The organism is Corallococcus sp. AB038B, assembly GCF_003668955.1.
In the GTDB taxonomy this organism is placed as follows: domain Bacteria; phylum Myxococcota; class Myxococcia; order Myxococcales; family Myxococcaceae; genus Corallococcus; species Corallococcus exiguus.
The window spans coordinates 591,913-605,452 of record NZ_RAWO01000003.1 but is presented as its reverse complement, the minus strand read 5'-3'; the positions used below and the strand labels follow the sequence as shown (position 1 = coordinate 605,452).

14 protein-coding genes are annotated in these 13,540 nt (G+C 68.0%); 8 read left to right on the top strand and 6 right to left on the bottom strand.

Going from position 1 to position 13,540, the window contains the following annotated elements; all coding sequences use genetic code 11:
- Window positions 1-92: 92 nt before the first annotated feature.
- Complete coding sequence (locus D7Y04_RS18650; protein ID WP_121760189.1) at window positions 93-1,628, bottom strand: hypothetical protein; 1,536 nt, start codon at window positions 1,626-1,628, stop codon at window positions 93-95.
- Between the two features lie 224 nt (window positions 1,629-1,852).
- On the opposite strand from D7Y04_RS18650, the gene D7Y04_RS18645 reads away from it, so the two are divergent.
- On the top strand, window positions 1,853-3,079 hold the full coding sequence (locus D7Y04_RS18645; RefSeq protein WP_121760188.1) for an imelysin family protein: 1,227 nt from the start codon (window positions 1,853-1,855) through the stop codon (window positions 3,077-3,079).
- Complete coding sequence (locus D7Y04_RS18640; RefSeq protein ID WP_121760187.1) at window positions 3,072-4,517, top strand: HTTM domain-containing protein; 1,446 nt, start codon at window positions 3,072-3,074, stop codon at window positions 4,515-4,517. Before D7Y04_RS18645 ends, D7Y04_RS18640 begins: the two co-directional genes overlap by 8 nt.
- 9 nt (window positions 4,518-4,526) lie before the next feature.
- On the opposite strand, the gene D7Y04_RS18635 is transcribed toward D7Y04_RS18640, so the two are convergent.
- Window positions 4,527-4,943 (bottom strand): EamA family transporter, encoded by a 417-nt coding sequence (locus D7Y04_RS18635; RefSeq protein ID WP_120593277.1) that lies wholly within the window; start codon window positions 4,941-4,943, stop codon window positions 4,527-4,529.
- 185 nt (window positions 4,944-5,128) lie between these two features.
- Here D7Y04_RS18635 and D7Y04_RS18630 point away from each other — a divergent pair, with 185 nt between their 5' ends.
- Window positions 5,129-5,461 (top strand): hypothetical protein, encoded by a 333-nt coding sequence (locus D7Y04_RS18630; RefSeq protein WP_147454389.1) that lies wholly within the window; start codon window positions 5,129-5,131, stop codon window positions 5,459-5,461.
- A 79-nt stretch (window positions 5,462-5,540) separates the two neighbouring features.
- Here the strand turns inward: D7Y04_RS18630 and D7Y04_RS18625 are convergent, their stop codons facing one another.
- Complete coding sequence (locus tag D7Y04_RS18625) at window positions 5,541-7,535, bottom strand: S8 family serine peptidase (RefSeq protein WP_121760186.1); 1,995 nt, start codon at window positions 7,533-7,535, stop codon at window positions 5,541-5,543.
- A gap of 149 nt (window positions 7,536-7,684) precedes the next feature.
- On the opposite strand from D7Y04_RS18625, the gene D7Y04_RS18620 reads away from it, so the two are divergent.
- From D7Y04_RS18620 to D7Y04_RS18600, 5 genes are all read left to right on the top strand, one after another.
- Window positions 7,685-8,104, top strand: coding sequence for a MarR family transcriptional regulator (locus D7Y04_RS18620; RefSeq protein WP_147477136.1), 420 nt, complete (start codon window positions 7,685-7,687; stop codon window positions 8,102-8,104).
- 59 nt (window positions 8,105-8,163) lie between these two features.
- Window positions 8,164-8,547 carry a hypothetical protein gene (locus D7Y04_RS18615; protein WP_147454387.1) on the top strand — a complete coding sequence of 128 codons (384 nt, stop codon included), beginning with the start codon at window positions 8,164-8,166 and terminating at the stop codon, window positions 8,545-8,547.
- Between the two features lie 82 nt (window positions 8,548-8,629).
- Complete coding sequence (locus tag D7Y04_RS18610) at window positions 8,630-9,238, top strand: TetR/AcrR family transcriptional regulator (protein WP_158627547.1); 609 nt, start codon at window positions 8,630-8,632, stop codon at window positions 9,236-9,238.
- Window positions 9,235-10,080 carry an alpha/beta fold hydrolase gene (locus D7Y04_RS18605; RefSeq protein WP_121760183.1) on the top strand — a complete coding sequence of 282 codons (846 nt, stop codon included), beginning with the start codon at window positions 9,235-9,237 and terminating at the stop codon, window positions 10,078-10,080. The genes D7Y04_RS18610 and D7Y04_RS18605 overlap by 4 nt, the downstream gene beginning before the upstream one ends.
- A 37-nt stretch (window positions 10,081-10,117) precedes the next feature.
- Window positions 10,118-11,797, top strand: coding sequence for a hypothetical protein (locus D7Y04_RS18600; RefSeq protein WP_121760182.1), 1,680 nt, complete (start codon window positions 10,118-10,120; stop codon window positions 11,795-11,797).
- 30 nt (window positions 11,798-11,827) lie between these two features.
- Here D7Y04_RS18600 and D7Y04_RS18595 read toward each other — a convergent pair whose 3' ends face one another.
- From D7Y04_RS18595 to D7Y04_RS18585, 3 genes are all read right to left on the bottom strand, one after another.
- Window positions 11,828-12,223, bottom strand: coding sequence for an SRPBCC family protein (locus D7Y04_RS18595; protein ID WP_120575242.1), 396 nt, complete (start codon window positions 12,221-12,223; stop codon window positions 11,828-11,830).
- Between the two features lie 63 nt (window positions 12,224-12,286).
- Window positions 12,287-12,646 carry a VOC family protein gene (locus D7Y04_RS18590; protein WP_120593269.1) on the bottom strand — a complete coding sequence of 120 codons (360 nt, stop codon included), beginning with the start codon at window positions 12,644-12,646 and terminating at the stop codon, window positions 12,287-12,289.
- A gap of 27 nt (window positions 12,647-12,673) precedes the next feature.
- A complete protein-coding gene (locus D7Y04_RS18585) occupies window positions 12,674-13,516 on the bottom strand; it encodes a helix-turn-helix domain-containing protein (protein WP_121760181.1) in 843 nt (280 codons plus the stop codon).
- Window positions 13,517-13,540 lie beyond the last annotated feature (24 nt).

Below are 13,540 nucleotides of genomic sequence, written 5' to 3'. Positions count from 1 at the left end.
AGAGATGCGGCGGTCGACCGCGCCAGCGGGGGAGTGGAGCATCCCCGCCGGCCTCGGAAGACCGCCGCCGACCGCGACTGCGTGAACGCCTACTACTGCGCCTCGGCGGCGCCCGCGATGACGATCTTCCCGTCGCCCTGCACGGCGATGGCGCGAGCGGCCTCGTCCAGCTTGCCGGCGATGACGTTCACCGTGACGATGCCACCCGTGCCGAAGGAGGTGTCGCGCGTGCCGTCCAGGTTGAAGCGCGCGATGGCGAAGCGGTTGTCACCGCCCTCGGTGACGAAGCCCGCCGCGTACACCTTGTTGTCCGGGCCGAACGTCACGCCCCAGAAGCGGTCGTTCTCCGTCTCGGAGAAGGGCACCGCGCCCACGAACTCCGTGCCCGTTGTCATGTTGCGGATGAGCAGGATGGCGTCGTCGTCCTGGCTGCCACCGGCGCGGTAGCCCGCGGCGGCCACGTACTCCTCGTTCTCCACGTCCGCCTTCTCCACGTCGAAGAAGGCCTCGTCCGGACGGTCGAAGGAGTAGAGCTTGTAGCCCTCGGTGAAGCCGTCCAGCGTGGCCGGCTGGCCGTCCGCCGTCACCACCACCGCCATGGCGTCGATGTTGCCGACGGTCTTGGTGCCGCTGCCCACCATGAACACGCGGTCGTCCTTCAGCGCCACCGCGTCACGGCCGCGGTCGTTGTCGCCGGTCAGGTCCAGGATGAACGCGCCGTTCGTGCCGAACGTGGTGTCCAGCGCGCCCGTCGCGGTGTAGCGGAACGAGATGAGGTCCACCGTGGTGCGAGCCACGCCCGCCGCCCGGCCGTAGCCGGTGGTGACGTAGGAGCCATTGGACAGGCGCACCGCGGCGTAGGCCTCGGACAGCCCCCACTCCTTGGTCGGGTCGTTCGTGGCGAACGGCGCCGAGTTCACCACGCCCTTGGAGCCGAAGGTGTTGTCCACCGTGCCCGCCTCATCCAGGCGCAGCATCACGATGCGATTGGCGGACTGCGCGCCCACGCCCGTGGGCTGCGACAGGTAGCCGGCGGACATGATCTTCCCGTCCGGCTGCACCAGACCGTGGCGGGCGGAGTCACCCAGGCCGCCGATGTCCAGCGCGTAGAAGCCCTTCTTCGCGTTCGCGGCCGGGGACGCGTTGAAGGTCTCGTCCAGCGCGCCGTTGGTGGTGATGCGGGCGATGACGCGGTCGGTGTCCGTGCGCGTGCCTTCCGCCTTCTTGGTGGCGAACACCACCAGCCGGTCCTGCGAGTCGCGGCTGACGCCCCACATGGCGTCGCGCACCGTGCCGGCGCCCGTGCCCAGGCTCACGCGCGAGATGCCGTTCGAGGCGTAGCTGGTGTCCACCGAGCCGTTGGTGTTCAGCCGCACGAACGCCAGATCCGTGTCCGGCGTGACCGTGCCGGCGTCCGTGCCGGTGCCCGCGTCGGTGTTCGTGCCCGCGTCCGTGTTGGTGCCGGCGTCCGTGTTCGTGCCCGCGTCGGTGTTGCTGCCCGCGTCCGGCGTCGGGGGGAGCTCTACGTCGTCCTCACCGCAGCCACCCATGTAGGTCGCGGTCAGGCCCAGGACCAGCATGCTGGGCAGCAGCTTCGAGATGCTCCGGTGCTTCCTCTGATTAGTCATTTTCGACCCTCGGGTGGGGGGTGAGTGAAATATGAGAGGGATTCTCATTTTGGCCGGCCATAGATGAGAGGCTTCTCATTTGTGGTGGCGAATATGAGAACGATTCTCATTTTCAGACGCGTTTCGGCGCGGTGAGTAGACTGCGAGTCCCTCGAAGTCAAGACGACATCCCGGTTTCGATAATAATTGTCATTCGCAACTTGGGTTTGATACTTGCGGATTCCATGACTGTCTTCAAAGCCCGTCCTGATGCGCCCTCCCGGCTGGGAGTGAGGGCCCTGGCATTCACCGCGGTGCTGTGTGTGGCGTGCAGCGACAACAAGCCCAAGCCGGTGGATCCTGGCCCCGGGGACGGCGGCACGGACGTGCGCGCGCAGCTGTTGAGCGCGGCGGGTGAGTGCATCCTGGGGACGGCGCGGGAGTTCCTGCCCAAGGCCACGGCGCTCCAGACCGCGACGGCGGCGTTGCGGGACGCGCCGGACGCGGCGGCGCAGACGGCGGCGCGCACGGCGTTCCACGAGGCGATGGACGTCTGGCAGGTGATGGAGCCCATGCAGGTGGGGCCGGCGGCGCCGCGCAGCAGCCCGGGCGGCGCGGAGATCCGCGACAACATCCACTCGTTCCCGCTCTACAACCGGTGCTCCATCGAGGAGCAGCTCGTGTCCAAGGGCTACGAGTCGGCCAGCTTCTCCTCCAGCCTGGTGACGCGGCGCGGGTTCCTGGCGCTGGAGTACCTGCTCTTCTACGAGGGCGCGGAGACGGCGTGTGGGCCCAACTCCGTCATCGTGGCGCAGGGGACGTGGGCGGCGCTGTCCGCGGACGACCGGGCGGCGCGCAAGCGGGCCTACGCGGCGGTGGTGGCGGCGGACGTGCAAAAGCACGCGCAGGCGCTGGTGACCGCGTGGGCGCCGGAAGGGGGCAACTTCCTGAAGACGCTGGCGACGGCGGGCTCCGGCAACGCGGTGTTCCCCTCGACGCAGGTGGCGCTCAACGCGATGAGCGACGCGCTCTTCTACGTGGAGCGCGAGGGCAAGGACCAGAAGCTGGCGCGGCCGTTGGCGCTGCGCGACTGCTCGTCGTCCATCTGCCCGGAGCTCTTGGAGTCGCAGTTCGCGGGCCGCTCGAAGCAGAACCTGCGTCAGAACCTGGTGGGCTTCCGCCGCCTCATGGACGGCTGCGGCCCGGACTTCACGGGCCCGGGCTTCGACGACGTGCTGGCGGCGGTGGGCGCGGAAGGCGTGGCCACGCGGATGCGCCAGGAGGTGGTGGAGGCCGACGCGGCGCTGGTCGCGGTGGAAGAAGCGGACCTCGCTCAGGCGCTGGTGCAGGACAAGCCGTCGGTGATGACGGTCTACAACGACTTCAAGGGCATCACGGACACGCTCAAGACGGACTTCATCACCACGCTGGACCTGGAGCCGCCCGCGGGCCTCGAGGGGGACAATGACTGACGTGGCTGGCGGCGGGAGCGGGCCGTCCGCGCGTCCGGTGGCACGGGTGTGGGCGTGGCTGCTGGCGCCCCGGGACATCGCCGCGCTGGCGGCGTTCCGGATGGCGCTGGGGCTGCTCATCACCGTATCGGCAGTGCGCTTCCTGGCCTACGGCTGGGTGGGCGTGTTGTTCGCGCAGCCCCGCTTCCGCTTCACCTACTGGGGGTTCGGCTGGGTGCCGGTCCTCCCCGGTGACGGGATGCCCGCGCTCTTCATGGTGATGGGCGTGCTGGGCGCGCTGTTGATGGTGGGGTTGTTCTACCGGGTGACGGTGGTGCTGCTGTTCGGGGTGTTCGCCTACGTGCAGCTGCTCGACGTGACGAACTACCTCAACCACTACTACCTGGTGAGCCTGCTGCTGGGGCTGATGTGCTTCGTGCCCGCGCACCGGGCCTTCTCCGTGGACGCGTGGCGCAAGCCCGCGCTGCGGCGGGACTGGCTGCCGGCGTGGTGCACGGTGCTGCTGCGCTTCCAGGTGTCCGTCGTCTACGTGTTCGCGGGGCTGGCGAAGGTCACCACGGACTGGCTGGTGCACGCGCAGCCGCTCAACATCTGGCTGGCCGCCCGCACGGGGCTGCCGTGGGTGGGCCCGCTCCTGGAGCAGCGCTGGATGGCGTACGCGGCGGCCTGGGGCGGGATGCTGTTCGACACCACCATCGTGCTGTTCCTCATGTGGCGCCGCACGCGGCCGTTCGCGTACGTCGTGGTGCTGGGCTTCCACGCGGTGACGTTCGTGCTGTTCCCCATCGGGATGTTCCCCTTCATCATGGTGACGGCGGCGCTGGTGTTCTTCGACCCGTCGTGGCCGCGCGTGCTCGCGGCCCGGGTGCGGCGCCTTCCCGCGGCCGTGCGTCCTTCCGGGGTGGGCGAGGGCGCGACCCTGGTAGTGCCGGGTTGGAAGGGCCGCCTGGCGCTGGGAGCGGCGTTGACCTACGCGGCCCTCCAGGTGGCGCTGCCGCTGCGCACGCACGCGTATGGCGGCAACGTGCTCTGGCACGAGCAGGGGATGCGCTTCTCGTGGCGGGTGATGACGCGGGAGAAGAACGGGAGCGCGACGTTCCTGGTGCGTGACAGCGTCACCGGCCGGGAGTGGCACGTTCCGCCCAGCCAGTACCTCACGCGGTTGCAGGAGCGGGAGATGGCGGTGCAGCCGGACCTCATCCTGCAACTGGCCCACAGGATTGCCCGGGACTTCGAGGCGAACACGCACCACCCCATGGAGGTCCGGGCCGACGTGCGGGTGTCCCTGAACGGCCGGATGTCGGAGCCGCTGGTGGATCCGCGCGTGGACCTGGCGAAGGAGGAGGACAGCCTGGGACCCAAGGCGTGGATCCTTCCCGCACCCGAGGGGCCCCCGGTGCACCTGCGCCCTTCGCGGCGAAGCGCCCCCGGTGTCTGACGCTGGCCGTCAGCCCAGCGTCAGCAGCGCGCCGCAGACCATCAGCCCCACGCCCACGACGAGCTTCCACGACATGGGCTCGCCCAGCAGGCCCCACGCCAGGACGAGCGTGAGGGCCAGACTGAGCTTGTCGATGGGCGCCACCCGCGAGGCGGGAGCGAGCTGGAGCGCCCGGAAGTAGGCCAGCCACGACAGGCCCGTGGCCACGCCGGAGAGCGCGAGGAAGAGGAGCGTGCGGCGGCTGAGGGTGGGAAGGGCGGCGCCTTCTCCCCGGGCCAGCGCGATGGTCCAGGCGAAGACGAGCACCACCACGGTGCGCAGGGCGGTGGCGAGCGTGGAAGGCACGCCCTCCACCCCCACCTTTCCAAGAATGGCGGTCAGCGCGGCGAAACCCGCGGCGGCCAGGGCGTAGATCCACCACGTCATGTGTGCGGCTCCAAGGTGACGGCATGCAGCAACCCGAGGTGTCATCAGGATGACAGTGATTGGGGCCTCGGAGAAGGCCGCATGAGCAATGACTGCCAGGTCATCCCGGGAGCGGACAGGCGTCCCTTGGCGGAGCCTGAGTTCAAACGCTAGGCTTGAAATCCACTCATTTCATGGAGAGCAGGATGAGCAAGTTGCGTGGACTGGTGATGTTCGCGGCTCTGGGCTTCGGTGCGCTCGCCGGATGTGGCGGTGTGGCGGATGACGGCCAGGTGTCAGAGCTGGCCTCGGTGGAGCAGGGCGTGAGGTACTGCGAATACACCAATCAATGTCCCAGCGGTCAGGTCTGCATCAACTCGGGGTGTCAGACCGTGCCGGAAGGCTCGTTTCCCTGCGAGAGGTGGGATTTCGGCCCGGAGGCCGCCTCCAGCCTCGTGTACTGCAAGCCAACGCAGATCTGCTGCCTGACCACGGGGACTTGTGTGAGCAATGCCTCCCAGTGCCAGCCCTGGCCCTGAGCACCTGCTGCACGAAAGCAGAAGCCCAGCAACCCGGTGGGGTTGCTGGGCCTCTGGACATCGACTTCCCGCTGGCGGACTACCGGACGACGGTCAGCGCCGTGTCGTCGATGAAGAAGCTCGTCTGCAGCGACGAGTCCTCCGTGCCGTTGAAGTAGATGCGGACGGTCTGGCCCTTGTACGCGTCCAGGCTGAACGTCCGCTGAACGTAGGCCGTGCCCTTGTCCAGGTTGCTGTACGTGGCCAGCGTCGCCAGCACCGTGCCCGCGCTGTTGCGGACCTGGACGGCCAGCTTGTCGTAGGCCGTCGAGGTCGTCGTCTCCGCCGTGGTGATGCGCGCCCAGAAGGTGAACGTGGCGCTGCACGCCGTGGCGGGGATGGTGACGTCCTGGTAGGCGAACTCGGTACGCGTGCTGCCGTAGCCGTTCATGTAGGCCTTGTACGTGCCCGTGCGCGGCGCGCTGCCGGACGTGGTTCCGTCGATGACGCCGGAGGACGTGGTCCAGCCCGTGTTGCCGCTCTCGAAGCCCGCGTTGGCGAGGAGCTGCTCGGTGATGGAGCAGCTGCCCGTGCCGTTGTTCACCGTCACGGACACCGTGGCGGACGTGCCCACGTTGTTCGCCGCGTCATAGGCCTTCGTGGTCAGCGCGTAGGTGCCGTTGGCCACCGTCGCCGTGTTCCACGAGAAGCTGTACGGCGAGGCCGTCGCCGTGCCCAGCAGCGTGGTGCCCGCGAAGAACTCCACGCGAGACACGCCCACGTTGTCGGTGGCGCTGGCGCTCAGGCTCGCGGTGCCGCTCAGCGTGGCGCCGCCCGCGGGCGAGGTGATGGACGTGGTGGGCGGAGTGGTGTCGCTGCCGCCGCCGCCGGTGATGAAGAGCGTGTACAGCAGCTTGTTGGGAGAGCCGGTCCCCGGGCTGGTGACCTTGTTCGGCGTGGAGTTGTTCACCAGCGCGTCGCGCACCTGCGCGGGCGTCGCGGTGGGGTTCGCGCTCAGGTAGAGCGCCGCGGCGCCAGCCACGTGCGGCGACGCCATGGACGTACCGCTCATGGACGTGCTGGACGAGTTGCCGGAGTTGGACGCGGAGGTGATGCTCGAGCCCGGCGCGAAGATGTCCACGCACGTCCCGTAGTTGGAGAACGACGAGCGGGCGTCCGTGCTGGTGGTGGAGCCCACGGTGATGGCGTTGGGCGCGCGGGCCGGCGAGTAGTCGCAGGCGTCATCGCTGTCGTTGCCGGCGGCGACCACCGTGGTGACGCCCGCGGCGATCAGCCGCTCCGTCGCGTCATCGATGACGGGAATGGCCACATCGCCCAGGCTCATGTTGGCGACCGCGGGCTTGATGTGGTTGGCCGCCACCCAGTCGATACCGCCAATGACCTGCGCGTCGTTGCCGTAGCCCGTGCAGTCCAGCACGCGCACGCCGTGGAGGGTGACCTTCTTCGCCACGCCCCAGGTCGTGCCGCCCACCGTGCCCGACACGTGCGTGCCGTGGCCGTGGCAGTCAGACGGGTCGCTGTCGTTGTCGATGAAGTCGTAGCCGTTGCCGATGCGGCCGGTGAACTCGGTGTGGGTCTGCCGGATGCCGGTGTCGATGACGTACGCGTGCACGCCGGTGCCGTCGACGTTGTACGTGTAGGAGCTGTTGCGCGGCAGGTCCCGCTGGTCGATGCGGTCGATGCCCCAGGTCGCGCCGGTCTGCGTCGCGGACACGTGGATGAGGCCGTTCTCCTGCACATACGCCACGCGCGGGTCGGACAGGAGGCGGCGGGCCTCGGCCTCGCTCATGTTCGCCAGGAAGCCGTGGATGGAGTGCTCATAGGTCCGCAGCACCCGGCCGCTGGTGAGGGACACCAGCTCCCGGGCGATGTTCGCCGCTCCCTGCTGCCGGACCTCCTGCGTCGAGTCGCGCAGGACCACGATGTACTCGTTGGGGATGGCCCGCTCGCGGCGGATCATCTGCGCCGTCTGACCGATCTGCTCGCTGTCGGACTCCGGGCCCTCCGGCATCGGGCCACACGCCGCGGCCAGAAGGGAGATGGCGCTCACCGCCTGGGTCAGTTTCAGTTTCATTCGGCCTCTCAGGGAACGTGCGGGCACCGGGACGGAAGCCCTCGCACAAGCAGTGAAATTATATTTTCGTGAATAAACGGTCAATCCCGTGGTGCCCCGCATGGGAGCACAAGCTGACACACTGGCAGCCGGACGGAGGTGGATGAACGGTGGCTGCATCGAAGTCGATGGTGGGATTGACCGCGGGGCTCCTGGTGGGCGGACACAAGGCGGCCAGGCTGTTGGAGGCCGAGCTGGACGCCACCGGTCTCAGCGCCGGTGAAGCAGTCCTGCTGTCCGTGCTGGCGTCTGGCGCCATGACGATGACCGGTGTCATGTCCGCGCTGCACATTGGCGCGTCCACGGCGACCAGCCTGGTGTCGCGGTTGGAGAAGCACGGCTACGTGCGGCGCTCCCGCAACCCCGAGGACGGACGCTCCCTGCTGGTCGCGATCACCGACTCCGGAGCTGTCCAGTGCGAGGCGGCGGAGGCGGCCTTCACGAAGGTCGACGCGAAGCTCGCGGAAGCAGGCCGTGACGCCGTCCGGGGACACACCGCGCTGATGAAGCGGCTCTCTGGCCTCTCCTGAATCTTTCGTCTACTACGAAAGCGTAGTACGTTTTCGTAGTAGGTGGAGGAGGCATGGCCATGGATGACGACGTGTTTCTCGAAGGATTCTCACGGGGAGAGCTGAGCGATTTCGCCCATCTCGACCATGTGCGGGTGGTCTACCTCTACACGCTCAGGGCGGGGCGTGACGCGGCCGTCGAGCTCACCCGCGCGGGTCTGCGGGCGCTGACGGGGCGGCTTGGAGTCCCGGAGAAGTACCACGAGACCATGACGGTCGCGTGGGTCCGGCTCGTCAGTGCGCGGGCAGCGGCGGAGCCAGGGCGAGACTTCGCGGCGTTCATCGAAGACAGTCCACGATTCCTGCGCAAGGACCTCCTTGAGGACTACTACTCCCGCGAGGTCCTCTTCGGAGCCGAGGCGAGGACCCGGTTCGTCGAGCCGGACCTGCGACCCCTGGCGTAGGTGGCCGAGGCCTACGGCGCGGAACCCTGAGTCTGCTGGCCGCTCTTTACATTGAGCGAACGTTCACTCAATGATGCGGGGCATGCCTCGTACGGCTGACGCCAATGCAGTCCTCCGGGAGAAGACGCGGGAGCGCGTGCTCCAGGCCGCGGTGCGGCTCTTCTCCCGTCACGGCTTCGATGGGAGCAGTGTCCGCGCGCTCGCGCAGGAGGCGGACATCGCCGTGGGGTTGCTCTATTCGCACTTCGAATCGAAGGAGGCGGTGCTCTCGGCGCTGATGCAGTCGTCGATGCTGGACGTCGCGCACACGCTGGAGGCCGCGGACCGCGAACCCTCCGCGCGGGGATTCGTCACGGTCCTGCTCACGTCCGCCGTGGAGATGATGGACGCGCACCGGGACCTCTGGCGGCTGAGCCATGGCCTGCGTCACCAGCCGGAGGTGCTGGCGCGGCTGAAGCTGCCGCTGGAGCACTTCCTGGGGGCCACGCACCAGCGGTTGTCGCAGGCATTGGCGGCGCGCGCGGTGCCCGAGTCTGACATTGAAGCGCGGGTGCTCTTCGCCATGGTGGAAGGCATTTCCCAACAGTACTTGCAGCACGATGGCGGCTACCCCGTCGCCGAGGTGATTCGTGCCGCGGCCCGAAGGTGGCCCGCGACTCCCTCACGCAAGCGAAAGGCAGACAGCTCATGAAGCGGCTGAAGGTCCCCGGCGGTGAGATGGCGTGGCATGAGGAAGGGCAGGGCACGCCGGTGGTGCTGGTGCACGGGACGCCGTCGTCCTCGCGTGAGTGGAGGGACGTGGCCCGGCGTCTCTCGCCGTCGTACCGCGTGCTCGCGCCTGAGCACCTGGGTTTCGGTGACAGCGAACGGCCTGGGGACTGGCGCACGTATTCACTGCCCTGGCACGTGGAGAACCTGCGCGCGTGGTTCGACCAGATGTCGCTGGGACCGTTCCACCTGGTGGTGCATGACTTCGGGGGGCCCATCGCGTTGCCGCTCGCCATCGCGGCGCCGGAGCGGGTGCTGAGCCTCACCGTGGTGCAGAGCTGGTTGTGGGACCTGAAGGGCCCCAATGTCGACAACGCGCTGATGCGGTGGCTCTACCTGTCCTGGAACTTCTCCGCGCGGACGCTGGTGAAGATGTCCTGGGGCCGCCGCACGAAGCTGACGCGGGAGCTGCACCAGTCCTTCCTGTCACAGTTCCCGGACCGGGCGTCGCGGATGGGCACCTGGGGCTTCGCGCGCTCCATCTCCCATGAAGGCCCGTGGATGGACGAACAGGGGCAGGGCCTGGGCCGGCTCGCGGACATTCCGGCGCTGGTCGTCTGGGGCAAGGCGGACAAGCTCGTGAAGCCCGAGCACCTGTCGCGGTGGAAGCAGGCGCTGCCCCGGGCACGGGTGCTGGAGCTGGAGGACGTGGGCCACTTCCCGCAGCTGGAAGCGCCTGACGCGGTGGGTGCCGCGCTCATGGAGCAACTGGCCCGTGTGGGTCAGCCCCGCTCCATTGACTCTATGTCGCCAGCGCCCATTTGATTCTCGACGTTCGCTGCTGCTCCCCAGGAGTCCCCCCATGCCTCATCCCAATGCCCAGACGGCCCTGGACATGCTGGAGTACTGCCGCTTCGCCTACAAGGCGTACGCCCAGGGCTGTGTCTACCCGATGGATCCGTTCTACGAATCCCACGGGGCCGGGATGTGGCAGGGCGCGAGGGATCGCGTCCTGGCGCAGGTGCACAGGCTGCTCGGCAGCGAAGCGGACAGCCACAAGTTCGACCCCATCGAATACGACCTGAGGACTCCGCCGAACCCCCGGGACGGAGTCGTGTACCGGGGCGGCACGGGAGACGCTCCGTACATCCTCTTCCAGCCGCGAGAGTTGGATCGCTCCATCTCCTTCTCGAAGGGCGTGGACCTGGAAGGGGAGGACATCACCATCAAGGTCCCGGACCTCTTCGGGGAGAGGACGCTGCTGGGCCTGGAGCACTCCGAGGCGACCGGTACGAAGCGGTGCTGTTACTTCCAGGGCAAGACGGGGATGACGCAGACGCATCCCACGGCGGGCTGGGCCAGCTGGATGGGCGCCGCCATCTACGACCCCGAGCTCGAGCGGCTGACGGTGGTCTTTCGTGGCAGCCGGAGCGGGAGCGGCGGACGCGCGCTGGGGCAGGCGCTGGTCAGCAGCGCGGGGAGCCCGGACTGGGTCACCGACATGAATCACCTGAAGGAGGTGAAGGTCGGCCGGTTCAGCAACGCGAAGCTGTCCGCCGGCTTCTGGTACGCCTACGCGAGCTGTCAGGAGTCCCTGGCGGCGGCCTGCCTGGAGGCAATGCACGGTCGCGTTCCCCGGGAAATCATCTTCACCGGCCACAGCCTGGGCGGCGCGCTCGCGCAGTGCGCGTATCTGGACCTCGCGGGCGGCGAGCTCCTGGCGAAGGTCTACGCGAAGATCAAGAGCCAGGTGAGCGTCTGCTGCTACGCCATCTCCGCGCCGCCCGTCGTGCTGGGGGAGTCGTCGAAGGAGAAGCTGGAGCTGCACATCGGCGGGCCCGCGCAGGTGTTCCACCACTTCTCGCCGTACGACGCCGTGCACAACAGCAAGAAGGTGAAGACCTCCGGAGTGACGGCCGTGAACTCAATCGTGGGCGTGTTCACGCATCCGCTCACGTCACCTGTCCACCTGGGAGTGGAGATTCCCCTGAAGGATTGCACGCTGGCCTTCCCGGACGCGCATGAGCCCGAGGAGGTGCGCAAGGGGCTGGTCGGGCTCATCCGGAAGGAGAGCAGGATGGGGCTGCCCGCGGATCTGGGCTTCTGGCCCACGTTCTCCTTCAACCCCACCGGCACATGGGGAGCGTCGGTGCGGCCGGGTGGAGATTGGGCCGCGGATGCGCTCGCGGAGCATCTGAAGGTCGCGCTCGTCACCAGTGTCTCGGAGTCGCGGGCGCGGGTGCGCGCGCAGCTCTGGGCGGACGTGGTCAAGGGCAGTGGGAAGAAGAAGGCTGACTACGAGGTCGTGGACGACACGGATGGGGCCTCGTTCGACGCCTTCTCCGATGCGTGTGGCCTGGTGGCGGAGTTGAGCAATCCCTTCACGGACAACCGCTCACAGAACAAGACGCAGCTGCGGGCCCTGCGCAACGAGATGATCAAGTCCTACCAGGGGGCCTCGGGCCACAAGGCCTCCTCCAGTGTCTACTTCGTCATGCTTCAGTACCTGACCGCCGCGCAGTACGGGCTCGACATCGTCTGACTCGGGAGCCGGACCTGCCGGGCGGCTGTTCTACGCGCCTCCGTCCAGTGCCTTCTTCATCGCGACCAGGCCTTCGTCGATCATCGGTCCGACGATGGCGCTCGCCTCATGAGGAAGGAAATCGGCGGTCCAGACGACCCGGCTCCCCGTGCCCTCCGCGTGGACCTGGACCGCTCCGTTGTAGTGGGTCATCGGTCCGCCTTCCGCGCCCCAGACGAGACGCCGTCCCTCGTCATCGACCGTCACGATGGGCTCCCTGACCACCATCCCGTTGCCGAAGGTGACCACGCGGCCTCCTGGCTCAAGACGTGTGTCGACAACGAAGCCAGGAACCAGTCGCGTGTGAAGCGCGCCAATGTCGCGGATTGCATCCCATACCCACTCGGGCGTGGCGCTCGTCGTGATGTCCTTGCGAATTGAAGCCATGGTGTGTGTGCTCGTGTTGTGTTGGCGCCAGGGTTGAATGCGTGTGCATGCGGCTGGAGGCTTCTACGTGAGGCAAACAGCCTCGACGTTGTTCCCATCCGGGTCGATGAGGAACGCGGCGTAGTAGTTGTCCGCGTAGTCCGCGCGAATGCCCGGCGCGCCATGGTCGCTCCCGCCCGCTGAGATGCCCGCTGCGTGGAACCGGTCCACTGCGGTGCGCTCGCTGGCCCGGAAGGCGACATGTCCGGTGCTCCGGGCGTCGCTCGCGGGATAGAGCCACAGCGCTGGTTGACCCTTGGGGCCGAAGCCCGCGCTCGTCGCGTCCTGGTGGCAGAGCACGTAGCCCAGGGGGATGAGCACCGACTGGTAGAACTGGATGCTGCGGGGGAGATCCTTCACACGCAGACCGATGTGGTCGAACACGAATGCCTCCTGAAGTGAGACTCACTTCTAGGAGTTGGCCGCCATCTTCTCTTGGAGAATCTTGCGGTCCCCGCGCGATGCCTTCCGGAACGCGCGTGGCGAAACGCCAGCCGCGCGGCCGAATGTGCGCACGAAGTTCGACAGGTCCCCGAAGCCCACGTCGTACGCGATGCGCGCGATGGGGGCATCCGTGGCAAGCAGGCGCGCCGCCTGACGAAGCCGCATGCGCACCAGGTATTGGTGCGGCGTGACGCCCAGCACGCCGCGGAAGACGCGGAGGAAGTGGAATGGGCTCAGGCCGACCTTCGCCGCGAGCTCCTCGAGCGTCAGCGGCTCCTCTGCCTGTGCATCGAGGAGGAGCGCGGCCTCGACGGCCCTCCGACGATCCCGCGCATGCATCCTCAAGGGTGTCTCGCGTTTCCCGGAGACGGTGCCCACGAAGCGCGCCGCGAACGCGAGCGCCACCTCATCCAGGCCCAGGTTCGTCCTGCCCTCGGCCGTCTGCTGCGCGAGCTCGCCGAGCATCACCAAGGAGGGGACCGGGGGAAGGGCACCCACGCGCCACACGTCCAGGGCGGCTCCGAGCGAATCCACGAGTGCGTCCGAGAGCTGGAACGATAGACACTCATCGCCCGCGAGATGGTGCTCGTGGGTGCAGTGGAATGCGTCTCCCGCGTACCCGACGAGCGTTGCTCCGGCCACGAGCTCATGCTCCGCGCCGCGGGAGTGATACCCAAAGCTCCCCCACCGGACGTACGACACGGAGAAGGCCCGATGCCGCTCCTCGAACTGGCGTTCGCCCGGCTTCGCGTCGCACAGGCAGTCGACGACGGAGAGGGAGCGCGAACGGTGCAGGAGGGTGGTGCGCATCCGCGCTGGCTAGCAGGAGGGGGA

Bases quoted from the DNA above. Each gene is read 5' to 3' on its own strand.
- D7Y04_RS18645 (WP_121760188.1), top strand. From the start codon at position 1,853: ATGACTGTCTTCAAAGCCCGTCCTGATGCGCCCTCCCGGCTGGGAGTG.
- D7Y04_RS18625 (WP_121760186.1), bottom strand. From the start codon at position 7,535: ATGAAACTGAAACTGACCCAGGCGGTGAGCGCCATCTCCCTTCTGGCC.
- D7Y04_RS18635 (WP_120593277.1), bottom strand. From the start codon at position 4,943: ATGACGTGGTGGATCTACGCCCTGGCCGCCGCGGGTTTCGCCGCGCTG.
- D7Y04_RS18610 (WP_158627547.1), top strand. From the start codon at position 8,630: ATGCCTCGTACGGCTGACGCCAATGCAGTCCTCCGGGAGAAGACGCGG.
- D7Y04_RS18585 (WP_121760181.1), bottom strand. From the start codon at position 13,516: ATGCGCACCACCCTCCTGCACCGTTCGCGCTCCCTCTCCGTCGTCGAC.
- D7Y04_RS18595 (WP_120575242.1), bottom strand. From the start codon at position 12,223: ATGGCTTCAATTCGCAAGGACATCACGACGAGCGCCACGCCCGAGTGG.
- D7Y04_RS18650 (WP_121760189.1), bottom strand. From the start codon at position 1,628: ATGACTAATCAGAGGAAGCACCGGAGCATCTCGAAGCTGCTGCCCAGC.
- D7Y04_RS18600 (WP_121760182.1), top strand. From the start codon at position 10,118: ATGCCTCATCCCAATGCCCAGACGGCCCTGGACATGCTGGAGTACTGC.
- D7Y04_RS18630 (WP_147454389.1), top strand. From the start codon at position 5,129: ATGAGCAAGTTGCGTGGACTGGTGATGTTCGCGGCTCTGGGCTTCGGT.
- D7Y04_RS18605 (WP_121760183.1), top strand. From the start codon at position 9,235: ATGAAGCGGCTGAAGGTCCCCGGCGGTGAGATGGCGTGGCATGAGGAA.
- D7Y04_RS18640 (WP_121760187.1), top strand. From the start codon at position 3,072: ATGACTGACGTGGCTGGCGGCGGGAGCGGGCCGTCCGCGCGTCCGGTG.
- D7Y04_RS18615 (WP_147454387.1), top strand. From the start codon at position 8,164: ATGGATGACGACGTGTTTCTCGAAGGATTCTCACGGGGAGAGCTGAGC.